General features: G+C 45.7%; 34 protein-coding genes. 19 read left to right on the top strand and 15 right to left on the bottom strand.

Annotated features, from left to right (window positions below):
* From O8C68_03165 to O8C68_03155, 3 genes are read left to right on the top strand one after another with little or no spacing between them, the layout of a single operon-like run.
* Positions 1 to 1,038, top strand: a complete 1,038-nt coding sequence (locus O8C68_03165) for a respiratory nitrate reductase subunit beta (GenBank protein ID MCZ7394806.1) — start codon at positions 1 to 3, stop codon at positions 1,036 to 1,038.
* Between the two features lie 3 nt (positions 1,039 to 1,041).
* Positions 1,042 to 1,692, top strand: coding sequence for an ethylbenzene dehydrogenase-related protein (locus tag O8C68_03160; protein ID MCZ7394805.1), 651 nt, complete (start codon positions 1,042 to 1,044; stop codon positions 1,690 to 1,692).
* Positions 1,693 to 1,701: 9 nt separating this feature from the next.
* On the top strand, positions 1,702 to 2,409 hold the full coding sequence (locus O8C68_03155) for a molecular chaperone TorD family protein (GenBank protein ID MCZ7394804.1): 708 nt from the start codon (positions 1,702 to 1,704) through the stop codon (positions 2,407 to 2,409).
* On the opposite strand, the gene O8C68_03150 is transcribed toward O8C68_03155, so the two are convergent.
* Entirely contained in the window at positions 2,321 to 4,780 is a 2,460-nt protein-coding gene (locus tag O8C68_03150; protein MCZ7394803.1) for a plasma-membrane proton-efflux P-type ATPase, read from the bottom strand. The genes O8C68_03155 and O8C68_03150 overlap by 89 nt on opposite strands.
* Before the next feature lie 206 nt (positions 4,781 to 4,986).
* On the opposite strand from O8C68_03150, the gene O8C68_03145 reads away from it, so the two are divergent.
* The 7 genes from O8C68_03145 (at position 4,987) to O8C68_03115 (ending at position 9,969) form a co-directional block, all read left to right on the top strand.
* Positions 4,987 to 6,021, top strand: a complete 1,035-nt coding sequence (locus O8C68_03145) for a polymer-forming cytoskeletal protein (GenBank protein ID MCZ7394802.1) — start codon at positions 4,987 to 4,989, stop codon at positions 6,019 to 6,021.
* A gap of 103 nt (positions 6,022 to 6,124) precedes the next feature.
* On the top strand, positions 6,125 to 6,400 hold the full coding sequence (locus tag O8C68_03140; protein MCZ7394801.1) for an AbrB/MazE/SpoVT family DNA-binding domain-containing protein: 276 nt from the start codon (positions 6,125 to 6,127) through the stop codon (positions 6,398 to 6,400).
* 59 nt (positions 6,401 to 6,459) lie between these two features.
* Positions 6,460 to 6,939 carry a DUF6036 family nucleotidyltransferase gene (locus tag O8C68_03135; GenBank protein ID MCZ7394800.1) on the top strand — a complete coding sequence of 160 codons (480 nt, stop codon included), beginning with the start codon at positions 6,460 to 6,462 and terminating at the stop codon, positions 6,937 to 6,939.
* Positions 6,940 to 7,085: 146 nt separating this feature from the next.
* Positions 7,086 to 7,505 carry a hypothetical protein gene (locus tag O8C68_03130; GenBank protein ID MCZ7394799.1) on the top strand — a complete coding sequence of 140 codons (420 nt, stop codon included), beginning with the start codon at positions 7,086 to 7,088 and terminating at the stop codon, positions 7,503 to 7,505.
* Positions 7,506 to 7,509: 4 nt separating this feature from the next.
* A complete protein-coding gene (locus O8C68_03125; GenBank protein MCZ7394798.1) occupies positions 7,510 to 8,286 on the top strand; it encodes an SIMPL domain-containing protein in 777 nt (258 codons plus the stop codon).
* Positions 8,287 to 8,291: 5 nt separating this feature from the next.
* Entirely contained in the window at positions 8,292 to 9,554 is a 1,263-nt protein-coding gene (locus O8C68_03120) for an amino acid permease (GenBank protein MCZ7394797.1), read from the top strand.
* 7 nt (positions 9,555 to 9,561) lie between these two features.
* The gene (locus tag O8C68_03115) at positions 9,562 to 9,969 is read left to right on the top strand and encodes a hypothetical protein (GenBank protein MCZ7394796.1); all 408 of its coding nucleotides are present in this window, start codon (positions 9,562 to 9,564) and stop codon (positions 9,967 to 9,969) included.
* 25 nt (positions 9,970 to 9,994) lie between these two features.
* On the opposite strand, the gene mch is transcribed toward O8C68_03115, so the two are convergent.
* A complete protein-coding gene (gene mch, locus O8C68_03110) occupies positions 9,995 to 10,945 on the bottom strand; it encodes a methenyltetrahydromethanopterin cyclohydrolase (GenBank protein ID MCZ7394795.1) in 951 nt (316 codons plus the stop codon).
* A gap of 137 nt (positions 10,946 to 11,082) precedes the next feature.
* Between mch and O8C68_03105 the strand changes: the two genes are divergently transcribed.
* Together O8C68_03105 and wrbA are read left to right on the top strand one after the other, a co-directional pair.
* Positions 11,083 to 11,640, top strand: a complete 558-nt coding sequence (locus tag O8C68_03105) for an NAD(P)H-dependent oxidoreductase (GenBank protein MCZ7394794.1) — start codon at positions 11,083 to 11,085, stop codon at positions 11,638 to 11,640.
* 59 nt (positions 11,641 to 11,699) lie between these two features.
* Positions 11,700 to 12,326 (top strand): NAD(P)H:quinone oxidoreductase, encoded by a 627-nt coding sequence (wrbA, locus tag O8C68_03100; GenBank protein ID MCZ7394793.1) that lies wholly within the window; start codon positions 11,700 to 11,702, stop codon positions 12,324 to 12,326.
* 1 nt (position 12,327) lies between these two features.
* On the opposite strand, the gene O8C68_03095 is transcribed toward wrbA, so the two are convergent.
* The 6 genes from O8C68_03095 to O8C68_03070 are packed head-to-tail and all read right to left on the bottom strand — an operon-like array spanning position 12,328 to position 15,743.
* A complete protein-coding gene (locus tag O8C68_03095; protein MCZ7394792.1) occupies positions 12,328 to 12,888 on the bottom strand; it encodes a TMEM165/GDT1 family protein in 561 nt (186 codons plus the stop codon).
* Positions 12,879 to 13,277 (bottom strand): hypothetical protein, encoded by a 399-nt coding sequence (locus O8C68_03090; protein MCZ7394791.1) that lies wholly within the window; start codon positions 13,275 to 13,277, stop codon positions 12,879 to 12,881. The genes O8C68_03095 and O8C68_03090 overlap by 10 nt, the downstream gene beginning before the upstream one ends.
* On the bottom strand, positions 13,274 to 13,645 hold the full coding sequence (locus O8C68_03085; protein MCZ7394790.1) for a hypothetical protein: 372 nt from the start codon (positions 13,643 to 13,645) through the stop codon (positions 13,274 to 13,276). Before O8C68_03085 ends, O8C68_03090 begins: the two co-directional genes overlap by 4 nt.
* 51 nt (positions 13,646 to 13,696) lie before the next feature.
* Complete coding sequence (locus O8C68_03080) at positions 13,697 to 14,287, bottom strand: hypothetical protein (protein ID MCZ7394789.1); 591 nt, start codon at positions 14,285 to 14,287, stop codon at positions 13,697 to 13,699.
* 35 nt (positions 14,288 to 14,322) lie between these two features.
* A complete protein-coding gene (locus tag O8C68_03075; protein MCZ7394788.1) occupies positions 14,323 to 14,706 on the bottom strand; it encodes a DUF5402 family protein in 384 nt (127 codons plus the stop codon).
* Entirely contained in the window at positions 14,703 to 15,743 is a 1,041-nt protein-coding gene (locus tag O8C68_03070; GenBank protein ID MCZ7394787.1) for a U32 family peptidase, read from the bottom strand. The genes O8C68_03075 and O8C68_03070 overlap by 4 nt, the downstream gene beginning before the upstream one ends.
* A gap of 90 nt (positions 15,744 to 15,833) precedes the next feature.
* Here O8C68_03070 and O8C68_03065 point away from each other — a divergent pair, with 90 nt between their 5' ends.
* Positions 15,834 to 16,052, top strand: coding sequence for a hypothetical protein (locus O8C68_03065; protein ID MCZ7394786.1), 219 nt, complete (start codon positions 15,834 to 15,836; stop codon positions 16,050 to 16,052).
* A gap of 3 nt (positions 16,053 to 16,055) precedes the next feature.
* Here O8C68_03065 and hypA read toward each other — a convergent pair whose 3' ends face one another.
* The 3 genes from hypA to O8C68_03050 are packed head-to-tail and all read right to left on the bottom strand — an operon-like array spanning position 16,056 to position 17,698.
* Entirely contained in the window at positions 16,056 to 16,421 is a 366-nt protein-coding gene (hypA, locus tag O8C68_03060; GenBank protein ID MCZ7394785.1) for a hydrogenase maturation nickel metallochaperone HypA, read from the bottom strand.
* A gap of 7 nt (positions 16,422 to 16,428) precedes the next feature.
* The gene (locus tag O8C68_03055) at positions 16,429 to 17,439 is read right to left on the bottom strand and encodes a hypothetical protein (protein MCZ7394784.1); all 1,011 of its coding nucleotides are present in this window, start codon (positions 17,437 to 17,439) and stop codon (positions 16,429 to 16,431) included.
* Between the two features lie 40 nt (positions 17,440 to 17,479).
* Entirely contained in the window at positions 17,480 to 17,698 is a 219-nt protein-coding gene (locus O8C68_03050; GenBank protein MCZ7394783.1) for a sulfurtransferase TusA family protein, read from the bottom strand.
* A gap of 57 nt (positions 17,699 to 17,755) precedes the next feature.
* Between O8C68_03050 and O8C68_03045 the strand changes: the two genes are divergently transcribed.
* The 4 genes from O8C68_03045 to O8C68_03030 all read left to right on the top strand — a co-directional run bounded on the left by O8C68_03045 (position 17,756) and on the right by O8C68_03030 (position 20,754).
* Positions 17,756 to 18,301, top strand: coding sequence for a TOBE domain-containing protein (locus O8C68_03045; protein MCZ7394782.1), 546 nt, complete (start codon positions 17,756 to 17,758; stop codon positions 18,299 to 18,301).
* A gap of 119 nt (positions 18,302 to 18,420) precedes the next feature.
* On the top strand, positions 18,421 to 19,284 hold the full coding sequence (locus O8C68_03040) for a substrate-binding domain-containing protein (protein ID MCZ7394781.1): 864 nt from the start codon (positions 18,421 to 18,423) through the stop codon (positions 19,282 to 19,284).
* Complete coding sequence (locus O8C68_03035; protein ID MCZ7394780.1) at positions 19,284 to 20,018, top strand: ABC transporter permease; 735 nt, start codon at positions 19,284 to 19,286, stop codon at positions 20,016 to 20,018. Before O8C68_03040 ends, O8C68_03035 begins: the two co-directional genes overlap by 1 nt.
* A 1-nt stretch (position 20,019) precedes the next feature.
* Complete coding sequence (locus O8C68_03030) at positions 20,020 to 20,754, top strand: phosphate ABC transporter ATP-binding protein (GenBank protein MCZ7394779.1); 735 nt, start codon at positions 20,020 to 20,022, stop codon at positions 20,752 to 20,754.
* A 15-nt stretch (positions 20,755 to 20,769) separates the two neighbouring features.
* Here O8C68_03030 and O8C68_03025 read toward each other — a convergent pair whose 3' ends face one another.
* Genes O8C68_03025 through O8C68_03010 form a run of 4 tightly spaced genes read right to left on the bottom strand, consistent with a single transcriptional unit; the run spans position 20,770 to position 23,582 of the window.
* Positions 20,770 to 22,122: a hypothetical protein gene (locus O8C68_03025; protein ID MCZ7394778.1), complete on the bottom strand. Its 1,353-nt coding sequence runs from the start codon at positions 22,120 to 22,122 to the stop codon at positions 20,770 to 20,772.
* Positions 22,112 to 22,690 (bottom strand): ZPR1 zinc finger domain-containing protein, encoded by a 579-nt coding sequence (locus O8C68_03020; protein MCZ7394777.1) that lies wholly within the window; start codon positions 22,688 to 22,690, stop codon positions 22,112 to 22,114. Before O8C68_03020 ends, O8C68_03025 begins: the two co-directional genes overlap by 11 nt.
* A complete protein-coding gene (sepF, locus tag O8C68_03015) occupies positions 22,687 to 23,058 on the bottom strand; it encodes a cell division protein SepF (protein ID MCZ7394776.1) in 372 nt (123 codons plus the stop codon). The genes O8C68_03020 and sepF overlap by 4 nt, the downstream gene beginning before the upstream one ends.
* 41 nt (positions 23,059 to 23,099) lie before the next feature.
* The gene (locus O8C68_03010; protein ID MCZ7394775.1) at positions 23,100 to 23,582 is read right to left on the bottom strand and encodes an RNA-binding protein; all 483 of its coding nucleotides are present in this window, start codon (positions 23,580 to 23,582) and stop codon (positions 23,100 to 23,102) included.
* A 239-nt stretch (positions 23,583 to 23,821) separates the two neighbouring features.
* Here O8C68_03010 and O8C68_03005 point away from each other — a divergent pair, with 239 nt between their 5' ends.
* Both O8C68_03005 and O8C68_03000 read left to right on the top strand, forming a co-directional pair.
* Complete coding sequence (locus tag O8C68_03005; GenBank protein MCZ7394774.1) at positions 23,822 to 24,037, top strand: LSm family protein; 216 nt, start codon at positions 23,822 to 23,824, stop codon at positions 24,035 to 24,037.
* A 14-nt stretch (positions 24,038 to 24,051) separates the two neighbouring features.
* Positions 24,052 to 24,222 (top strand): 50S ribosomal protein L37e, encoded by a 171-nt coding sequence (locus O8C68_03000; GenBank protein ID MCZ7394773.1) that lies wholly within the window; start codon positions 24,052 to 24,054, stop codon positions 24,220 to 24,222.

Below are 24,222 nucleotides of genomic sequence, written 5' to 3'. Positions count from 1 at the left end.
ATGCCTGTAAAAAGACAGGTCAGGATGGTGGCTGACCTCAACAAGTGCCTGGGCTGCCATACCTGTACCATGGCGTGCAAGACCATGTGGACAGACAGGAACAAGGGACAGATGCATATGTACTGGAACAACGTGGAAACCCGGCCTGGCAAAGGTTATCCCAGGGACTGGGAAACCCAGGGAGGCTGGTTTGACAGGCAGGATAAAAGCAGCATACCGCTTCCAGGCATTGACGAAGGCTACGGCGCGCCATGGGAATACAACTACGAAGAGGTATTGAAAACAGATGGAGGGGATGCTTCGGCAGGAGTGTTAGTCCCATCGCCAAATCCTTCTGGGAAAGATGCCTATGCCAGCAACTGGGATGAGGATGTGGGCGATGGCATTTTCCCGAATTCCTATTACTTTTATCTTCCGCGCATCTGCAACCACTGCACCGACCCGCCGTGCGTGGATGCCTGTCCGCGCCAGGCGGTCTATAAACGCGAGGAGGACGGCATTGTTCTCGTCGACCAGACAAGGTGCAGGGGCTACCGCTACTGCATTAAGGGGTGTCCTTATAAGAAGATATACTACAACCCCGAGGAAAAAATAGCACAGAAATGCATCTTCTGTTATCCCAGGATCGAGAAGCACCAGGGGAACTTCTGCGCCACGCAGTGCGTCGGGCGGATACATCATGTCGGTTATGCCGAGGACACGAATAGCGGTGTGTACAAATTAATCGATAAGTGGAAAGTGGCTCTGCGGCTGCACCCCGAATTCAAAACCCAGCCCAATGTGTTCTATATTCCGCCCTTTTCCCCGCCAGTATATTCATCAAGCGGGCAGCTCACCAACCGCCCGCGCATTCCTGTTGAGGCGCTGGCAAAACTGTTCGGCGATACACCCGAGCAGACCCTTGACCAGCGTGCTCAGCGTATCGAGGAAATCTTCGGGATTATCCAGGACGAGCGGAAAAAAGCCGCATCAGGCGAATATTCGGAATTGATCGATATCCTGATTCCGCATTCGGAAGCAGACCGGATCCAGGTGTAAATTATGGCAGACAGCAGCCCTCAGGCAGAAATTACAGCAGTATATGTACCAGGGACAATAGCTCTTGACCCGGGCGACCCTGCCTGGCATAAGGCTCCTCCGACAACCGTCATTTTCAGCAGGAGGCTCAATGAGTTGGGTGCCAGAATCACATTCGCACCCGATGAAAACAGGCTCGTCAAGGTTAAAGCGGTGCACAACGGCACTGAGATATTTTTCTTCCTCCAGTGGAATGCCATAGCAGAAAATAATTCTGTGGACGATTATCCGGTTTTTGCGGATGCTTTTGCTCTTGAAATTCCTCTCTTCACAGAGGACAGTCCCCTCTGGATGGGTGCCATGGACAAGCCTGTGAATATCATTTTCTGGAGGGCTGATTTGTCTCGTCCTGAGAATATCGTTGGCGGCGGCATGGGGACAGTGCAGACAAGCCCCGACGCAGCATCCCAGAACCTCAGGCATTACCAGAGATGGGCGCAAGGAGTATGGAATGTGATCATCGCAAGGCCGATGGCTGCGGCTTCCGAGAACCAGGTCTCATTCGTGCGCGGCAAAAGTTACAGAATAGCCTTTGCCAACTGGAAGGGCGGAGCTTATGCCGAACGCGGAGGGCACAAAATAGTCTCGGAGTGGGAATTACTTTCTCTCCAGTAGGAGTGATATATGCCACAGGAATTACTGCCTTCCCTTGCGCTTCCCCGCAGCAACATATACAGGTTACTCTATACAGGATTTCGCTATCCTGCACCGCTGGTTTTCGAAACTTTCCAGAATGGGGAGTTCCTTGCCGAACTGGAGAAGAACATATCCCTTCTTCCCCACCTCCATATCCCTGCGATCGAAAAGTCTCTTTTTATCAATAATCTGGAAGGAGTTACTTTTCCCGAGTTTGAGGTAAAGTTCGCACAGACCTTTGATACCGGTTCTCCTCTTCCACCCTGCCCGCCTTACGAGGGCATGTACAGCCGCGAGCCGCGGACTTCGGTCATGCTTGAGATTAGCGAGTTCTACAGGCATTTCGGGCTGAGAATGAGCCAGAAAGAAGGGAAACGAGAATTACCCGACCACATCTCGGCTGAGCTTGAGTTCCTCCATTTCCTTACCTTCAGGGAGGCGGCGGCTTTTAATGAGGGCGATGAGTTTTTGAAAGGGTATCGTCTTGCGCAGAAGGATTTTCTTGTGCGCCACCCTGTGCGGTGGGTTCCTGAATTCCGGGATAAGCTTCGAAGTTTTGCCGGGGCGTCATTCTATACCCGGCTTGCAGAGATTACATCAGTGGTTATCAGTCAGGACCTGGAATTTGTAACTTCAAACCTTCTGGAGAAGGGCCCCACCGCTTCTCAAGTCGCTTATAAAAATAAATTTTTATAAAGTCATTTATTACAAAAAATGCCAGTGCCCATATCCAGACAAAGGCAGCCAGATTCCACCCGAGGGGTTTCATGAAAACACCATAGACCGCGAGCAGTGTTCCTGCCAACTGGGTAATCTCAGTCGTCCAGAATAGAAGGCCAGCCGGCAATGGACGCGACCAGAAATGATGCTCTCGGGTACGTGTCAGATAAATAGTGATATGACCCGCCACTGCAAGTTTCAGGAACATGAGGGTCTGGATTGTGGGTCTATCCAGGTGCAACACCTGTTCACTGAAATAGAACAACAGGAAACTGGAAACAACCCCGGCAGCACCAAGCACGCTTGCTATGGTCAGCACTTTGTGCATTTCCCAGCTTGCAGGTCTCTGGAGCGGCTTTGTGTTGTCATAGGCAATCATCATTATAGGCAGATCGTTCAGCAGCGCCAGAATTACTATCATCGCTGCGGTCAGTGGATAGAAGTTGAAGATGATGATAGAAAGGGTCAGGAATATCAGTACGCGGATGGTCTCTGCGATACGATAAGTGGCATAGTTGTTCATGCGCTGGAATATTTTGTGACTTTCCCTGATGGCATCGATTATGACCGAAAGCCCGGGTCTTGTGAGCACGATGTCTGCAGCGGATTTAGCCGCATCCGTTGCACCGGCGACAGCAATTCCTGCATCCGCCTTTTTTAGCGCCGGGGCATCGTTCACCCCATCCCCGGTCATGCCCACGATATGACCTTTGCTCTGGAGAAGTTCGACAATGCGGTATTTGTGCTCGGGAAAAACCTGGGCAAAACCATCAGCATTTTCAACAATGGTCTGAGCGTCACTGTCAGGTTTGTCCAGAAAGGCGGAAGCTGGTGCGATGTTGGTGCCCATGTTCACCTGCGATGCAATCTGCTTTGCAATGGCGATATGGTCCCCTGTTATCATTTTTACATTAACGCCAAGGGATTGCGCGGTATTTATGACCAGAGCAGAGTCTTCACGCGGCGCATCGTAGATGGCAATAATTCCAGCATACCGCCAGTTCCCCTCTGCATCGGTGCATGCTACCCCGAGAGAACGATACCCTCTGGCTGCAAAAACGCTGACAAGTTCATCAACCTTGGAGGCATCCTTATTTGCTACAAGCGATAGAATAACCTGCGGCGCACCTTTGGATACTTTCAGTCTGACGCCATCGGGGCTCTCTATCGTGGCTTCGGTACGCTTTGCAACAGGATCGAAAGGTTTAAATGAGATTGTTTTATAGGCTGGCACACCTGCAATTAACTTGAGGGTTTTGACCCCTGTGATTATCGCAGTATCGATAGGATCCTGGTCTTCCTCTCTGGATGCCTGCGTTGCCAGGAGTAGCACGTCGCTTTCCTTGAATCCTTCAAAAGGCTTTACTTCTGCAACAGTTAACTCATTTTTGGTGATGGTGCCTGTCTTATCCGCGCATAGAACATCCATGCCTGCCAGTTCTTCAATTGCGACAAGCCTGCTGACGATGGCTTCTTTTTTGGCCAGTGCCATAGCACCTACGGCCATGGTGACAGATAAGACCGCAGGCAGTGCCACAGGTATCGATGCAATGGTCAGAATCAGCACGAACTGAAGTGTATCGAGTATGCTTTCGTGGCGATAAAGCGCAAGAATAAATACGATAGACACCAGCACTGCGTCCAGCCGGATAAGGTAATCACCGATCTTGATGACCGCCTGCTGGAAATGGCTCCTGGTTTTTGCCTCCTCAACAAGCTTTGCAGTCCTTCCGAAATAGGTATTCATCCCCGTGCTGACCACAAGTGCGTTCATTTCTCCCTGCCTGATTATGGAACCTGAGTATCCGATATCCAGGACATGCTTTTCCACAGGCAGGGATTCACCTGTCAATGCGGATTCGTCAACAAGAAGATAATCCCCCTCCATGAGTTTAATATCGGCAGGGATTATGTCCCCGAGACGCACACGCACCACATCTCCGGGTACAAGCTCACGTGCCGGAATCTGGAGCCATTTGTTGTCGCGCAACACCCGCGCCCTGAGCGCAAGCTTCTGCTTTAATAATTCAATGGCGTTTTCAGCCTTGTGTTCCTCCCAGAACCCTACCACGGCATTTATCACCAGCAGTGCAAAGATTATGGCGAAATCCTCCCAGTGGCGAATTATTGCAGAAAGGAAAGCTGCAATCTCGATCATCCATGGAATGGGTCCCCAGAAATATCGTAAGAACTTGATGATGGGGCTCTTTTTCTTTTCAGATATCTCGTTGTAGCCGTACTGAGCGAGCCGCATCCGGGCTTCCTGGGAGGAAATACCCGCTTCACTTGATGAGAGTTTCTGCATCAGCTCATTCACAGAAGCCTTTTTTGCTTCTTCCTCAATCATGGGAAAATCCCTCTTAACAAAGCCATAACTCCCAATGCAATATTCAAATACAGCAGCTTAAAACTTCCCGAACATGCCATGAGCCTCCAAGACTTAACAGAACGCAGCTCAGGAAAGTATTTATAGCCTTACATTTAAAGATATACTGGGTGTAGGTTGCTCAAAAACGCATCATCAGGGCATGATGCATCCGAGGTGGAGTGACAATGATGAATTCAATTAACAAAATTAGAAGTGTCAGGTCAGGCGGCATGAAAAGCATAATAATTCTTTCGCTCATATCAATCCTTCTTTTACCTTCGAATGCTGGGGCAGTGAAAATGTTATCCGGGGATCAGATACGTGTTGATTCACCGATAGAGGATGATATTTTCGCAGCAGGAGGCGCAATAGATATAAACGCTCCTGTTGATGGGGTCGTAATAGCAGGCGGGACAATTAACATCAATGCACCTGTAAACGGGGATGTTTTCGTTGCAGGCGGTCAGGTATCGGTAAATTCCAATGTCAAAGGAAAAATCGTCGCAGCCGGGGGAAATATAGATATTAGAGGCAATGCAAGAAATGTTGTACTTGCAGGGGGCAATGTGAACATTCACTCCACCGCTGTTATAAGCAGGGATGCAGTAATTTCAGGCGGCAGCGTAAACAATGCAGGCAGGATTAACGGGAACCTGACGGTAAGAGCGGAAAATTTTCAAAATACCGGAAGTGCTGGCAGTGTAGAATTCATGAAAAGTGAAGTTTCGCAAAGTTTTCAGCGGGCAATAAGCACATTTCGAATCCTGATAACTCTTGGATTCCTGATACTCGGTATGATTATCCTCAAATTATTCCCGGCACAATTTTTTAAAGTTGAAGAGGAAATAAGGAAATCAACGCTGTTAAAGACGGTAGTGGGTTTTGTTCTTATAATCGTGTCTGCAGTTGTGATTATCCTGGTTGCTGTAACGGTTATTGGTTTTCCACTTGCGGCAGTTATGGCAATGCTGTTTATAATAGCGCTCATGCTCTCCACCATTTTCGTTTCATTTACCTTTGGTAAAAAGATCCTTGACCTGTTTAAACTTAAGACAACTGATATATGGATATTCGTCCTTGGCTTCATTATTTTAAGCCTTTTGTTCAGAATTCCTTATGCGGGTGGGTTTATTCAGATTGTAGCTGTCAGTTTAGGTTTTGGAGCGGTTTGTTATGCACTGCGTGGGGTCTGGGAGGGCATAACTCATAGAGGCGCATGATTCCAAAACTAATAAAAAACAGGTACGAATTGAAACATGAATTGAACGGTCTTCCAATAAACCTAAATCTTATATACTATGAATGTTATAACAATGTTATAACATGATAAGAAATATCACACGAATAGGAAATAGCCGCGGAATTATAATCCCAAGCGACGTTCTACAAGAAATGGGTTATCCCAAGACTGTTGAAATAATCCCAACTAAAGATGGCATATTTATAAGGCCGGTAGCCGGCAAAACCATCAGACGTAAACCGCGGAATGAAGATGAAACCAACGGATTTTATGATTTAATGAAATCAAAAATAGAAAGCAATATCAATGTTGGAAAGACCAGATGGGTGGGAAATAGAGAAATGGAGAGAAGTTTATAATTACAGAATTACAGAAAATATCATCTATAGAAAACTTAGTTGATAAAAAACTGTATTTCATGGGGCTGCTGACGCAAGAAGCTGAAAAAAGAAACGTGCAGCCTATTGTTGTGGGAGGCTCGGCTGTGGATTTCTATACTGAAGGGATTTATCCCAGTCATGATATAGATCTTGTAAGCAACAGAAAAATTATCGGTGAAATATTGGAAAACGTATTCAACTTCAAACCAAGCGGAAGGCATTGGATAAATGAACAAATAGGACTTTCTGTAGAGATCCCAGGCAATCGTCTGGCCGGGGATAAAGATAAAGTAACGGTAATAAGAATTGAGAACCTAAATGTCTATGTAATTGGAATTGAAGATTTAATAATTGACCGCCTTAATGCATGTGTTCATTGGAAGTCTGAAACAGATTGCGACCAGGCAATGCTTATGATTAGATATTATCGGGATCGGCTCGATTTTAGATATTTAGAAGAGAAAGCTGAGGATGAGGGGATTCTGATGGCATTAAGAAAACTTTGCAAAGAAAATTAGAGATATAACCAGTTTACCTTCATATCGAACCCTCAATATATGTATCCTGGCATAACTTCCACCACGAATTGTAACGGTCTTTAGCTTTTCAAAAACTTTATACCCCCGTTGTAACATATTATTCTTTAATCAGGGGTGGCAAGAACATGAACTTCGATACAAGAACAGAAGACACAAACGACAAATTGAAACGAATAGAAGAAGGGTTGAGGTATCTTATCGACCTGGAGCTGTTTGATGCATTCTATGACGAAATCTGGAGCAAGGATACAGCAAGGTTGCTGGAGAGATACAGAGATGAAAGCTCATACACTGATTTGCCCCTTGAAGAAACCGAAGGCATAAAACAGCAGGTGGTTGAATGGTTCGGAGAGGATTACGGGCTGGCTGAGATAGACGGGGAATTCTGGCTGGTTTCTGTGGGAAGCATTGATGAAGGCGGCAACAAGTGGTGGTTTAAAGTAAAAATAAATACGGACAATTTGGAAACTGCCCGCAAGGTTGTTCTGCTGGAGAGATGCCTGCCTGGAAAATACTGCAACATATATGCTGCCACTGAGAGGTGAAAACATGCCGCAAGAAACATCCGATAGAAAACTGTATGTTCTCCTGGTTATTCTTTCGATAGCTTTAGTGTTAATCGCCGCACAGTTCTTTGGTTTTGTTTTGGTAGGTAATAGCGGCGAAAAATTACTCAACACCGCCGCATCGCCTGAGCAAAGATTGATTTCAGTCTCAGGCTCAGCATCCACCTCTGTAATACCAGACACAGCATCCATAAGCCTGGGGGTTCTCACGCAGGCGGTTACAGCAAAAGAAGCCTCGGATAAGAACGCTGCCTCGATGAACGCGGTGATAAATGCGCTCAAGAGTCTGGGTCTTCAGGATAAGGATATCCGGACATCCTTCCTTTCAGTCCAGCCTCTATACAACTATTCCAGTTATGGAGGTGTACCGACCATAGTGGGTTATTCTGCATCCAATAATGTAGAAATAACCACCATGATGCTGGATAAGCTCGGCGATATCCTGGACAAATCCACAGCCGCAGGCGCCAACCAGGTCGGAGGCATATCCTTTGTTATATCCGATGAAAAACAGAGGCTGATACGCTATGGACTGCTCGGGGATGCTGTGAAGGACGCGCAAGGTAAGGCTAATAAGCTTGCAGACAGCCTGGGTGTCAGGATTGCAGGCGTTAAAACAGCTTCGATCAGTGAGGTATTCCCGCCGGTATTCTCGCCGCTTCCTTTCGTTTCAGCAATCGCAGAAAAGGCTGCCACGCCTATCCAGCCTGGAGAGTCCAAATTAACGATATCAGTGGAAGTGACGTATATAATCGAATAATCCCTATGGAATTCAAGCGGTCACTCGGTTTATTCGACGCGCTGGCTATCGGGATTGGCGCTATCATCGGCGCAGGCATATTCGTGGTGACCGGCATATCAGCTGGTCTTGCTGGTCCTGCGCTTCTTTTATCCCTGCTGATCGGGGCGTGTATTTCCGGCTTCACTGCCCTGAGTTTTGCAGAACTGGCGGCGCTAATCCCGAAAGAAGGCGGAGGTTATGAGTTCGCCCATGAACTCATCTCGCCTTTTGCAGGCTTTATCTCTGGGTGGCTCTGGCTTGTTTCCAATCTTGTGGTAGGCGCAGTGGTGAGCCTCGGGTTTGCAAGCTACCTTGCAATATTCATTCCCTCCCTTCCCGTGAATGCGACGGCTGCGCTTGCATGTCTTGTCATAACGCTGATAAATTATCTTGGCGCCCGCGAATCAAGCCTTTTAAATGATGTTCTGGTAGTGATAAAGCTATTAATCCTGGCTTTTTTTATTGCCCTCGGCATTGGCGCGGTTTCGCCTGGCAATTTTTCACCTTTTATGCCCAACGGAGGATACGGGGTGATGCAGGGCGCAGCCATCATATTCTTTGCCTATTCAGGCTTTGCGAGGGTGACGCTCATAAGCGAGGAAGTGAAGAATCCCAGAAAGACCATTCCGCTTGCGATAATCCTTGCCCTCGGGATATCGACTGTTATATACATGCTTGTTAGTTTTGTTGCTGTGGGTCTTGTGGGATACCATGAGCTTGCAGCTTCTGGTTCACCCCTTGCCTCTGCGGCTCAATCTGAGAGCAAGAATGCTGCCCTGCTTATTTCCATAGGTGCACTCGTGGCTACCCTGAGCGTGCTTCTGACCACGCTTCTGGGATTATCGCGCATTTCTTTTGCTATGGCAAGAAACCATGATCTGCCTGCCTTCTTTGCAAAGCTGCATCCGAAAAGAGCCACTCCCTACAACACAATACTTGTTTTTGGGCTTGTCATGACAATCTTTGCAGCATTTACAGACCTCTTGCGGGCAGCTTCCATCTCCAACTTTGCAATGCTTTTGTATTATGCCATTGCGAACTATGCTGCGCTTAAAATAGAAAAACCCGTGTATCCACGCATAATTCCTGTTCTTGGGTTAATAACCAGCATCATACTGCTGTTTTTCCTTGCAAGGGATGCCTGGGTAATAGGAGGAATAGCCCTTTTATCAGGAATAGTATTCTATCACATTGGAAAAGTCGGAAAGAATTCGCTGGAAGATTTAAATCGTCTGAAGTTGATTTAGCTTGCAAATGGACGAGTATCATTTAGTCAAACAGTTTTCAAAACCCAGGGAAGGGGAATATGTGCCCATAACCTTCATCGAGTTCAGGCGAAAACTCGTGGGCTGGTCGCCAGAACTCAAGAGGAGCGTGTATATCGAGAATGAAGAGGAGCGAGCGAAGCTCAAGAGGGTGAGGGAGGTGAACGTGATGATTGCGATAAATCATCTGTCGGGAAAAACGTCGTCTATCGAGCTTACGGATGAGGAGAAGGCGCAGTTCGAGGAGGTTTATAGCTTATTCCTTGAAAAGGGCGGGCAGTTGATGTACACGAGGAAAAAGATGGGGGCAAGGACGGTGTCTTTTTTTGAGCTCCTGGAGCTTGAGAAAAAGGTCAGGGAGGCGGCAGGGAGGAGTTTGCTGTCGGAGAGGATATAACGGCAGAAGGAAGATGAAAATAGAATTATATCCCGCTTATCCCATACGACTCCAGTATAACCTCGCCGTTCAGATGCCCAGTATGATACGTCTTCCCGGTCTCAAGATCGTTCACCGTAATCTCAGCAGGCGCAAACACATTGGCATCTATCTTGAAGAAATCATACCCTGCATCCTTGAACGTCTTGTAAAAAGGCTTGCCGTAATCCTTCGAAGTGACTGAAGGCACCATCTTGAACTTCTCCTCCTCGAATCCTTTAATCGTTAAAAATACCGAGCCGTAGTATATCACGCTGTCGTTGGTGCTGCCCATGGCTTTCAGGTCATCCTTCACCACAGGCGCAATCGGCGCACATCCGGTGCCGCTCACTATCTTCGTGGTATCGTAGCCCAGTTCGTTGAGTTTGAATATCGCCGTTTCTACAACTCGCCCTGAAACCTGCACAGAGCCAACGATACTTGCGGTTGGCGCCACCAGGGCTACCACGTTCTCAGGCTCCACATGGCATGCCTCCGCAATGTTCTCGATCACCTTCTCATCAGGGAGCTGGTTTGATTCAAGAGCGATGACAGCATGCTCGCAATCATCCTCGTATTTTATGCGCTCGTAGGTTTTCTTGGGCTTGAGCGCAAGCGCCCTCGCAGGTCCTGAGCCCATGGCAAAGTACTTGTCCACGCTCACTCTCCATCCTGCTTTCTGGGCGCCAAGACAGGCTATTGCAGGATGGTCTGTTGTGATGTCTATGAACGCAAGAGGTATTTCGCTTATCTTGTGCACAGATATCGAAGCAGCGCCAAATCCTCCCATGCAGATTTCTGTAAATAAAAGACCCGCTTCATAACCCCCCTCCACATTTATCCCGCAGTCTATTATCTTGCCTCCGTTCTTGAGTTCAAAAGCTTTTACTTTTAACTCATCCGACCAGTCCATCATTTCTTCCGCGATTTCCATTGCCTTTTCGTTAACACTTAACAAGATACTCACCACCGAAGTATATGATAGTAGGCAAAACAGGCTTATAAGGTTTTTGAATAGTTATGCGTAATAACGTAATAAGCAAAATATTTATAGTTTGCAATGTATGCATTAATCGGGAGGTTATGCGATTAATCATGAACAAACAGATAACAATTCTCGGTTTTGCGGGCAGTTTGCGTAAGGGTTCCTACAATAAAGCGCTGTTGCGTGCAGCTCTGGAATTATTACCAGAAAATGCAAAACTTGAAATCTATGATCTTGAAGGAATTCCCCCTTATAATATGGATACAGAGAATAGAATGCCGGAAAAAGTCAGGGAATTCAAAGCAAAAATTAGAGCGGCTGACGCGCTATTAATCGCTACACCTGAACATAACTATTCGATGCCTGGCGTTCTTAAAAATGCCATCGACTGGGCTTCCCGTCCATACGGAGACAATTCCTTTGAAGGAAAACCTGCAGCTATTATGAGCGCCTCCCCCGGGATGCTGGGAGGGGTGAAAGCGCAGTTCCATCTGCGGCAGACGTTCGTTTTCCTCGATGTACGTGCAGTTAACAGACCTGAAGTCGTTGTAACCTTTGCAGGCGAGAAAATTGATGATAAAGGCAGAGTAACAGACGAGAAAACCAGGGAAAAAATTAAGGAATTGCTTGATGCCTTGGTTGCATGGACTGTAATAAAAAAGGAATAACATCGAACAGGCCATATAATTAAATAGTTTGTTCGCCCTGCTATTATCAGGGAGCTTTTATGGCAAAAAATAAAATGAATATTCTTGTAGTGTTCTACAGCATGACGGGGAATGTTGCAAAGCTTGCAAAGGCAGTAGCGGAAGGAGCAAGAAGCGTCAGGGATACGGAAGTAAGGATTAGGCAGGTTGAAGAGCTTGTTCCGAGAGAAAAGTGGAATGACGTGATGAAAAAGGTAAAAGAGGAACTTGAGGAGATTCCAATAGCCACAATGGATGACCTGGATTGGGCTGATGGCATAGCATTCGGGACTCCCACGAGATACGGCAACATGTCAGCGCAGATGAAACAATATATTGACCAGACAGGCGGACTCTGGCTTAAAGGGGCACTGGAAAACAAGGTGGCAGGTATATTCACAAGCACGAGCACCCAGCACGGCGGTCAGGAAACTACCATAATAACCTCCATGGTGCCGCTCTTCCATCTTGGCATGATAATCGTGGGAATTCCTTATTCTGAGCAAAGGCTGTTTGCAATGGATCCTGTCAGCGGCGGCTCACCCTACGGCGCATCTTCGGTTTCAGGACCAATGGCAGACAGGGCGCCTACTGAGAATGAGCTTGAAATTGCGAAAACCCTCGGCAGGAGAATAGCTGAGATTACAAGGAAAGTAAGAGGTTCATAAATTAAAGCCCGGCCAGAAACAATATTCCAAAGATTATAAACATTGCGCCTGCGCCCAGTTTGATTTTTGAGGGCGGCATCACTTCGCACAGCTTTTTGCCTAGAAGTATACCGAGCAGGCTTATCGAGGCAAGGGCAAGGACAGCTCCAAGAAATACCAGATATGGTGAATTGTATTTTGCTGACAGCGTAATGGCAGAGAGCTGGGTCTTGTCCCCCATCTCTGCCAGAGCTATCATGCTGAAAGTCGAAAGCAGCGGATTACCCAGCGGGGAGGTATTATTATTCTCGCAGTTCGTTTTTGATAACAGCATCCAGATTCCAAAAGCCACAAACATGATACCTGCTATAATCTTAATCAATGTTTCAGGAACTATTCGTAACAATCCCTCGCCCACCATTACCCCAAGCCCTGTTACAAGAGCAAAGGCAAGTACAACGCCCGTGAAAACTTTGACCCTGTCGTATCCTGCTGATAATGCAATCACAGTAAGCTGCGTCTTATCGCCAAATTCGGCAAGCGCGATGAGCCCGAAGGTTGTTAAAAGCGGGGTTATGTCCATAAAATTTCCAGAACTTTTTCATGTCCATCCAGCATCAGCCGCAATTGATTAAGGACTTCAAGACCGAGTAAAATTTCATTGCAATCAGGCGTTGTCCAAACATCAATATCCATTTTGAGATTTTCGATGGAAAGTCTTGCCGGTGCGCTCCTGATTTTTAATACCATTCCTGCGGCAGTTTCCAAGATGGGAAATTCCGAAACAGGATGCTCGTATTTCAAAAAACCAAGTTGCCGATATAACTTTGTGGGTATGAGGAGATGTCCTTCAAACCCCGTATCAACGACCAGTGTCAATTCTTTGCTTTTAGAAGGACTTATCAAAGTACCTTTTATTACAGGATGCAGTCTATCGTTGATAGCTTCATAATCGTATTTCATACTACTCATGCCATTCTCAGGGAGCTTCCAAGTATTCTGGCGCGTATGGGCTTTTTTGTAATTCTTGTCACCACCGCATTTTCATAACGGGAAGCCAGCGCCCATGCATTTTCCAGCGAGTCTTCTGCTCCGAGGAATTTGCCCTCAGCAATGACGGCGTACTTGCCGGAGAACTGCTTTTCCAACTGCTTTTTCATTTTTCTGTAGGTTAAGTCGTTTTGCGCCTGCTTTTCAGATGCTTCTTCTGAACTTGAAGCCCATGCGCTGATGGCTTGCTCAAAGGCTTCGTTCAGGCTTACGCTTCTTTTTGCAGCGGCGCTTTTGAAAAGCCTGTACCGCTTTTCATTGACATTTCGCAGGTGGACGTTTATTGGCATATTTGGAATAATGGTTGATTTGGTTGATATAGTTTACATTACGATGCCTTATTATTTCTTCAAAGGAAGGCGATATAGGTGAATAAAATAGCTTAAATTTGCATAAACAGATCGGAAACCATCGGGTGCGAATGATTTTTCTTTATTTGAGGCAATTATGTCAGCAAGAGACTCCCCACCGTACTGATTGCAATGCAACTGTTGGACAAATTCTTTTTTTGGCGCATCTTTAAAAGAACAATAATATAATATTTCATTATTGCTAATTCTAAGACCATGGCGAATGCCATGCCCTATGATATATAAACCATAGCAATTTGGATCATAAATAAATCCCTTAAATTTCTCGATATCAAACTCTTTCATCACCTTATAAGATATCTTATTCTTTTTTAAATACATCAGTAAAAACATGACACCACAAAAATAAATAAAAATTTTATCATTAAAAGATTTGTTTGTCAAAACAACAGCAACATATTCTTCCCCATTTATTTCATCATCGATTTTTTTTGTATATAAATAATTAGCCATCCAAAATGATAACAATGAGAAAATCGCAAACATTAGACCATAAATTCCATAAATTATACCATCTATTATACTTGCTATAAACCAATTAGTAGAGAGTAATAACACCATAAAATAAGAACCTGAAAGATAGTTGTATGATAAAATTACTTTCTCCTCTCAAACTGCAATAAATACAAATCCGGTCTCGGCGTCTTCCCCTCTCCTCTTGCAAACTCTGGATAGCATCTATTACAAAGCGTGCGCCAGTTGAGCGAAGCCACGATAGAACTCCCTGGCACAAGCCGCGCAAATATCACCGAGGGCTTGACATCAAGGTTTGCTGACATTTCCTTGAGGTAAGGCAGAATTTGCGGCTCGAACACCTCAAGGTCGTCCACCTCAAGCCCCCTCATGTTTGCGGTTATCCCTGAGCATCCGCAGGGCAGGGCGAACATATCAAGCTCAATCAAAAGTACGGGTCTACCTATCAGTTTCCTGATTTTATCCTCAAATTCAGCCCTGTTTTTTAGAAGCCCGGCAGTGCTCATGCTTTCACCGCAAATGTTTCCCAGGGCGCAAGGGTCTCAAACTCAGTCCCGCCCTTCGTATAAACCTGCGTAACCTTTTTTGTAAGTGCTTTGCAATACCCGCATTTCTTGCATACTTTCTTACAGTTCTTCCACTGCTGCTCTAAAATGCCGTCGAGGCTTTTATTGGGTATATAGAATAAGTCCTTCAGATCCTTGGGGCAGTCGAGGAGGTCCATGAGATTCCCATCGTAGCTTTCATTATGGTATGCGTTCACGCAGTTCAGGATCCACTCCACAAAATGAGTCCTTCCCCCTATCTTGAAAACGTCTGTAATATCCTTATAATGCTTGATGTCCTCAGGTCTTATCCAGGGAGATTTGATAATCAGTTCAGGGCTGGCAATCCTCAATTCCAGGCATTTATAGTAATAGTAGTCATCCAGCACGTTTGGTCTGGGCTCGGGTCCGAAGGCGTGGGAGAAAAAGTTAAAATGGGCATACCTGAAAGGGCAGCGGTAAAGGCATCCCTCATTCACCAGCAGCTTTAATTCGCAGTCCACCGAATCCCTTATGGCATGGAGCACATCAAAATGCCTGTTAACGTTTGAGTCTACAACTATCGATTTTGCGCCCAGGTCCACATAAAATTCCGCTTTCTGCGGCGAATCCACGAAAGCAAGCACCGAGACTACAACGTCAACATCGAAATCCCTTGAGATTGTTTCAACAAGATAGGGGTCTGCGACCACGATTGAGTCAACGCCCATATCCACCAGTTTCTCAATATACCAGTGGTTTATCCTGTAGCCTTCTGGTGTGAGCTGCCGCCCTCCCATGCAGCTTGAATTCAGAACAAGCTCCATCTTTACGCCGTTCTTATGGGCATACTCTGTCTGCGCCGCGATATCCTCCAGTTGAGGCGAAGCCAGGTTGCTTCTTCCTGTGCCTATATAATCCGGAGAGCCTGCCATGAAAATGGAGTATATCTTATCTTTTGCTTTCAACAATTCTTTAAGGCTGTTGATGTGTCCTGGGGAAGGGACAAAAAGTTTCATGGTTTTACCTGTTATTTGCAATAATGATAAATGTTTTGCAGGATAGCTATTTATCCATCAAGTTTATAATATAACGTAGGGGGTAAAAATATGAAATGCGATATATGTGGAAAAACCACGACAAACGCAAAGGGAATATGCGATAGATGCACAAGGATAATGGATCAGGTCGTAAGAGAAGTCGGTGCAGACGTCTGGGAAAAGCTGGAGGATTGTAAGTACATTTACCCGATGGTCAAGCGGGTGGCAGAAGGAACATTGAGGACGCAGGACGTGGTGAACGAATTGCGCAAAGGCGAAACCGATTAGAATTCAGGTAATTTTTATTTTCTTGACGCAGCACTCCCGTCCCGCGATGATATCCACATCGATTTCCCCGCATTCAGGACACTTTATTACAGGCAGGAAAAAATGAAGCCTCTCAAAGAATTCGATTGGACCTTTATATGAACATTTTTTGCATTCTATCAACGTCTTGATAACCTGGATATTGTACTTCGCTCCCTCTGCCACAGTACCGGCGGTTATCGTTTCAAAAATGAACTTCAATTGCATAGGGTTGAGCGCGGTAAGCTCCCCTATTTCAAGGAATACCTCGTTCACTTTTTTTGCATTATTTTTCTTCGCTGCATCAAGCACAGAATCAACAATAGCCCCGGCAATCGATATCTCATGCATTCATCCTTCACTCTTTGACGACCTCTATTTCGGATTTGAGCTGGATGCATCTGGCTGCTGCATACATCAATGACGAGAATGCGCATACGGTACCTATGCCCTTCCCCATAAATTCCCCGTTCTTTTTCACCGTTGCCGTGATATAGGTATCTATCCCGACGTCGGTCGTCATGTTCTTTTTTTCCAGCGAAACTAGAAGGTTATTCGCCTCCTCTCCTGTATTCTTGCCTTTTTTGCACAGCTTCACAGGACATACCTTGCAGTATTCCTTGAATAGAGCGCCCCATTTAGGTCCTGCCATGCCTGCATGCACCTCAGCTACCACGCCTGCATAGGCTATGCAGCATCTCAGAGCCCGTCCCAGTACAACGCCCTTCTCCACCATCTCGCAGCACATCCTGTCATTCTTATAGAAGAACCGGTTCTCTATCCCGCGCTCGTATTTCTCTTTTCCCGTGTTCCGCTTATCCTTGAGTTCTTCCTTTATCTTTGCGGCAAGCTCAGGCGCACGCGGGATGGTTGCGGCAGTGCCGCATGTGGGACAGTAGGAGATCGGGCCCACTGCTATCTCGTTGTCATCCTTGTCTATAAATGCCACTTCCACACCCCAGGAATTGCGCCTGATGGCTACCCTTCCACCGTTCCTCCAGACCTCGTTGTAGGCAGCCGCCACTGGTGTAACCACTCTGCCGTAACCATAGATATCCGCCACCTTTTCCATGTCGATGATGCATTGCAAGGATTTGATGAGTTCGGATTCAATCTCTTTCGGGAAGAAACCCCCTTCTACCATAGCAAAAAGGATTGCAGGAGGCCATGTTATGCCTTCTCCCTCTCCAACGATATTGCCCTTGTCGTCAAGTATTCGTGAGAAAACGCCGTCAGGTCTCTCCCATGTTACAGCTTTTCCTCCCAGCCTTGACAGCTCTCTCAATACCTTGTGGGTTGTGCCGCAGTTGCCGTCCTCTATCCGCAGCTTCCCTTCGAGGTTTTTCCTTACGCGCTCTACGAAATCCATAACGTTAGTAATATTACGAATATTTACTATTTAAGTTTTGTTAATGTTTTTTAATCACGATTTTTATCTGACCGCCGGATTCATCTATTTCCAGTATTTCATGGTGGTGTGTGCCGCACCAGCCCGATATGGTCTCCTTTGCGGTTGGGTCGTCGGTTACGATTTCCAGTTTTTCACCTGATTGTGTGGTTTCGAGTCTTTTCTTTGCATAAAATAAAACAAAGGGACATACTTTACCTCTGAGATCAATACTTCCCATAGGATTATTTATGAATGACCATTATATTTAATCCTTTTCAGGTCATTAAATATCACAATGAAGCGAACGCAGGCTAAAACAAAACTGTGGCTTGTAAACAGGAAAGATGAGCCGATCATGGGGGAGGGAAAGGCAGCCCTCCTGGAAAGCATCAAAAAGGAGGGTTCGCTCAATAAAGCATGTAAGAAAGTTAAAATTTCATACAAGCATGCCTGGCTCCTGCTGAAGGAAATCGAAGAGAGCGTGGGTGAGCCTGTAATAATAAAAAAACGCGGTGGGAAAGCCCAGGGCACATTCCTGACCGAAAAAGCGATAAACCTGCTCGATGAATACAGTATATATCAAAACATTCTTGCGCAGACAGTTTATGACAAAACATTCTGGGAGGTGATTGGGTTGAAAATATCTGCAAGGAACCAGATGAAGGGCAAGGTAATCGAGGTTGAGAAGGAAGGTCTAATTGCAAAAGTTAAAATTGCAGTCGAACCAGCAACGATAACGGCTGTCATCACAAAAGAAGCTGTTGAGGCTTTAAATCTCAAAAAAGATGATAAAGTGACGGCAGTGGTAAAGGCAACAGAAGTGATGATCGGGAAAGAATAATTGCCGCTCAGAACTGGAGATATACGCACCATGAGCGAAAGCTACAATAATATGTTGCATTTTTTTCGAAACTTTTATTAGCATGCGTTATGTTTGAGCGAACATAAGGCGGTAACAATATGAAAAAAATGTTTACAAAGATAATATTAGTTTCAGTTTTGCTCGCAATATTTGCAGGCTGCGTACAGCAGGCGCCGACTGGAAATACAACATCAACGGCATCCGCTCCACAGGAATTACGTCTTGCCACTACCACTTCCACCTGCGATACGGGATTGCTCGATGTGCTGAACAAAAAGTTCGAAGATGAAAATAATATCAGGATATTAACCGTATGTGAAGGGACAGGGAAGGCTGTCGCAACCGGAGAACTCGGAGCTGCAGACGTTGTGATGGTGCACGCAGTCCAACTGGAATTACAGGCTGTTGCCAACGGGAGTTTCATAAACCGAAGTTACATGATGTACAATTACTTCGTCATCATCGGACCTGAGAACGACCCTGCGGGAATAAGGAATGCAACAAATGCCACGGATGCATTCAGGAGAATCGCTGCCACGCAGTCCCCTTTTATTTCAAGGGGGGATGAATCAGGAACGAATATAATGGAATTATCAATCTGGAAAGCCGCAAACATCACGCCTGCTGGAACATGGTATCAATCGGTGGGCAAAGGTATGGGCGATACCATAATAACTGCCGACATTAAGGGCGGCTATACACTCTCTGACCGGGGAACATACCTTGCGATGAAAGACAAAATAAAGCTCGTGATTCTTTTTGAATCCGACCAGGCGTTTCTTTTCAATCCATATCACGTCATGGCTGTGAACCCTGCCATGTTCCCGAACGTGAAATACGACCTTGCAATGAAATACATTAACTATGTGACATCTCCGCAGGGACAGGACATCATAAGGAATTATGGCAAGGACAAATACGGGGAAGGGCTTTTCGTGCCGTCCACAGGTATTAAGGAGTAATGAGCAGTGCTGACTTCCTGTATGAGGGGATTACAAAGGCGTTTGAGCTGATATTCAGCGCAAATCCATATATCCTGAGCATAACAGGCGTCTCAATAAAAGTATCCGGCTCTGCTATCATACTTGCAACCCTGACTGCCATCCCCCTGGCATTTGCATTGACTTTTTTGCACTTCAGGGGCAGGCAGGCGCTGATTACGCTTATCAATACAGGTATGGGGCTGCCATCCGTTTTTGTTGGACTCTTTGTTTTTTTGATGATTGTGCCTGCAGGTCCTCTTGGGTTCCTTAAAATGTTTTATACGCAGGAAGCCATGATTTTAGCTCAGTACATACTGGTCACGCCCATAATAACAGGCATATCCCTTGCTGCAATAAAAGCAGTTCCTCAACCGATAATCGAGACTGTTTATACGCTCGGCGGCAACGAAAAAGACGCTGCGGTCGCGATTTTGAGAGAGGCAAGATTCGGCATCATCACAGCCGTACTTGCCGGACTCGGGAGGGCGCTTGCAGAGGTGGGCGCAATTCTCATTGTAGGGGGTAACATAGCTGGAACAGGAAGTATAGGCGGAATAGGGGAAGGAGTATCGCGCACGCGAACACTTACTACTGCTATAACCTTAGAGACAGGTAAAGGTGATTTTTCAACATCCATTGCCCTTGGGATTATACTTATTTCACTTGTCCTTTCTGTGAATCTCCTGGCAAACTTCTTCCAGAGGAAGGATTGAAATGGCTGAGGAATTAATCAGGATAAAGAACCTCTGCAAATCCTTTGGAAGCAAGGAAGTATTGAAAAACGTAAACCTTGTGATTAACCGGGCTGAGATATTCGCCTTGATCGGACCGAGCGGCGCGGGCAAGACAACTCTTCTTCGGATATTGAACCTTTTTGAAAAACCCAAAAGTGGAGGGATTGTGTTTGAAGGAATATTGTTAAATGGCGACCATGACGGAAAAAAAGTTCGGAAAAAGATGTCGCTGCTTTTCCAGACCCCTGCTGTTTTTAATATTTCGGTTTTTGATAATGTGGCTTATGGTCTTAAGGTACGTGGAATGGATAAAAGGATAATAGAAAAAAAGGTCAGCAGCGCCCTGGATATAGTGGGGCTTTCTGGCATGGAAAAGCAAATAGCCCGGACGCTTTCGGGAGGTGAGGCGCAGCGCATGGCATTTGCGAGGGCGATAGTGTACGACCCGGAGATACTTCTTCTTGACGAGCCCACTGCGAATCTTGACCCATCTAACGTGGCAAAGATAGAGGAAATAATCAAGCACATAAGAAACGATCTCGGAACCACCATTGTTATTGCAACGCATAACATACCGCAGGTAAAGCGCATCGCCGATAGAGTGGGCATCCTGTTGAACGGGGAATTGATTGAAGTTAATAGCATTGAAGGGATTTTTATGGCGCCAGCGGATAAGAGGTCGGCGGCGTTTTTGAAGGGGGAGATGGTATATTAATTTGTCCATGCCCATTCAATTTCGTCTCATCACAGCCCCGAAAAAACCATCCGTACCATGAACATGCGGCAACGACCTGAAAAATCCTTTTCCTTCCGTAAATCTGCCAAATATTTCAGGGTTCATTTCAGAAGCAGGGGTTATGTAAAAATCTTTTCTCTCCTCAAGAAACCCTCGCACAACCTCCTCATTTTCTTCCCTGTTGATGGTGCATGTTGCATAGACAAGCCTCCCGCCAGGTTTTACAAGACCGCTGTATTCCCGTATTATTTCTTTTTGCTTTGCAGAAAGCTCTATTATATCCTCCTGAGTCAACCTCCATTTCGAATCAGGGTTCCTCCTGAACACTCCCATCCCTGAGCATGGGGCGTCTATCAATACGCAATCAGCCCGGCCTTTGTATTCAAAAAGCCTGTCTGCTTGAACAGTCCGGATATTCAAAGCGCCTGCCCTCGCTGCCCTCCGCCGAAGGTTTTCAAGCTTTGAAGCGCTGGTTTCAAAAGCAATAACAGTGCTTTTATTCTTCATCAGTCCTGAAAGGAACAGGGACTTTCCGCCGTTTCCCGCACATGCATCCACAACAAATTCTCCTGGCTTTGCCCCTGTAAGCAAAGTAATAAGCTGGCTTCCCTCGTCCTGCACCTCAAAAGCCCCATTCGCAAAGGCATCTGTTTTAAAGATATCCTCTTTTTTATCAACAACAAGCCCGAAAGGCGAGAACATAGTTGGCGATGAAGTATACCCCCCATGGTCAAGAGACTCCCGGAGAGATTCGCGTTTTGTTTTCAGGGGATTGGCGCGTATTGTTAAAGGAGGTTCGTGATTATTGGCAGAGCATAGCACTTCCACCACCCCTGGTTCATGAAACTCTTTCAACCATTTATCCACAATCCACGCAGGATGTGAATGATAAACCGAAATATATTCTACAGGTGCATTTTCTTTATCCGGGAAGAGTATTTTATTGTTATTTTTTATTATCCCCTCGACCGTCCTTATTACAAAACCTTCGAACCTTTTCTCATCCACGCAAAGTGCCGTCGCGTTATTTATAACACCGGTATTCGATGCCCCGGTAAACACTGCCTGGTAAGTGCAAATCCTGAGTATGTTGAGAATATTTAAATCAATATCGGGAAGCGAGGCTCTTGATGCATGTTCGATAATAAAGTCAATCCGTCCCCTGTGGCGCAGGATTCCGTAGGTGAACTCTACGATGGTTGCTTTTTCGGCGGATGGAAAAGTTTCATTTTTAAAAATCCCGCCAAGCAGCATATCGGGATATTTTTTCCCTGCTATTATTGAATTCAGGAGCTGAAGGATAACGAAATACGCTTTTTGTCTTATGAAAATGCTTTTATTTCTCAAAAATTATCATGCCGGTTTTAATATGAGTTGTCTCCTCGTCAGTAAGTTCCCTGCTCCTGGCATTTTTTGCAATTATGGCGCTGTTTCCAAGAGGATCATCGATGATAACGGTTATCTCATAATTACCTGCCTTAATTTTTTCCAAAATCGAGAGAAGTTCCAGTGCGCGCTCTGTTTTTTCTTTCTCGTCCCAGCGTGTCACCATTCCAAGTATTTCTTCAACCCTGTCAAGCACGCCTTCGATATTAGAGACAAAAGATTCAGAGGCGGGGCCAGGCTCTATGTTTACACCGAGTTCAGGAATCCTTATCGTCCCTGACGTGGAACGCACCACCCGCGCGTCAAGGTCGTCCTGGTTTTTTATTTTCAATTCGTAACGCACAGGCTTACTCTGTGCCAGTATTAAAGTATCCGAATATCGGAATCCGCATTCACACAGGGAAGTAATATGCATCACTTCCCCGAAAAAAGGAATATTATTCGGAACCCAGTTTGTCAGGAGTTCCTTATGACAGAGCGGGCAAACGCTTCTGGTAACAGTTAATGGGTGAATTGGTTCAGAGTTCACTTTAATTTTTGTCTATCAATGCGCACTCCGCGCGGGGTCACGATGACCTGGTCTTCTTTTATCATTGCAATGTCGCCGTGGACATCGTTAACTACCTGCTTTAAGTCTTTAATCGCCCTGTCGAAAACCAGTTTATCCTTTCTTGCAGGTGAGACATCGATCATAAGTATATTCCCATTATAAACCTGTTTCTTTAATTCAGGCATCATGTCGAGCCCTGAAAGCTCTGCTATGCGGATATAAGTGCCTGTAGGCTCACCCTTAAAACCCTCTTCGAATTCTGATAAATCAAGTTCTTGATAATCTTCTGCCTCTGATTTTACCTTTTTCCCGCTTCCAAGGAACTTATCTAAAAATTTTGCAGCCATGAAATCATCACCTTTACTCCTTACTGTTTATATCTATTTATCTATTTCTGTTCAAGCTTCCATATTTCATCTCCAACATAGTGGATGGATTTGACCGCCTTGCCTTTTCCTCCCACCATATCCCTGCCCGGCATAAGTGCCCTTCCGATAGCTAATGCCTTTCCATGTGCCTCTTCTGCAATTATAACAAGGTCGCCCTCTTTTATAGAAGGGTCTGCAGCAACTATTCCAGGACTCATCACATCTGCCCCGTTTATAAGAAACTTCACAGCCCCGGGGTCCACTACAACTTTACGCCTCACAGGATTCAGTTTGAGAGCACCCTTTACTGTGGGGAATATCTTTCCTTCGATTTTAAACAATAATGGTTCGCCGTCCACGAATATGAAATCACACTCATCGGACTCGACGTACTCAAGCTTCTTATCCTCAAATGCTGATGCATCCCCGAAGGCTTCCACTATGTCATTGACGAGGGCTTTTTGGTCTGTCTTTCTCAGCACGTTCCGCGATTTTATCTTCATAAAGGGTTACGCCCCTTTATGACGTATAGGGTATGCAAAGCATACTCTTCCCGAGTCACGCCTCGGGAGGGCGTGTCCACGTATGTCTTCGCCATACGTGTGCGCGGTGTAAACTGACGCAACAGTTTTTGATAAAATTTTCTTAAAGTTTTTCATTAGTCACCAATAGTTTTAAGTATTCTCCGAGCCACTCTGGAATACTATTGAACTAATGGCTTATTAATATTAAGGAAGGTTTTATGGGAAACAGACCCCTCGACATTCTAAATAATGCATTGAATAAATCAGTACTGATTCGGTTAAAAGGCTCGCGGGAATTCAGAGGCGAGTTACAGGGCTACGACATACATATGAATATCGTGCTTGCAAATGCCGAGGAAATAATAGAGAGCGGAACACGGAAACTCGGAACAGCAGTGGTCCGAGGGGATAATATAGTATTCATTTCTCCATAAAAAGGTGATAATAAATGTCAAAAGGTACGCCTTCAATGGGTAAGCGGCAGCATAAGACCCATGTAAAATGCAGAAGATGCGGAAGCGTTTCATTCAATACCCATACAAAAATGTGCGCATCATGCGGATTCGGTAAGACAGCACGCATGAGATCGTACAAATGGCAAGAAAAATGCGGTTATTAA

Origin of the sequence: Candidatus Methanoperedens sp. (assembly GCA_027460525.1) — an archaeon.
Lineage (GTDB): Archaea > Halobacteriota > Methanosarcinia > Methanosarcinales > Methanoperedenaceae > Methanoperedens.
This window is presented reverse-complemented; position numbering and strand designations above follow the sequence as displayed.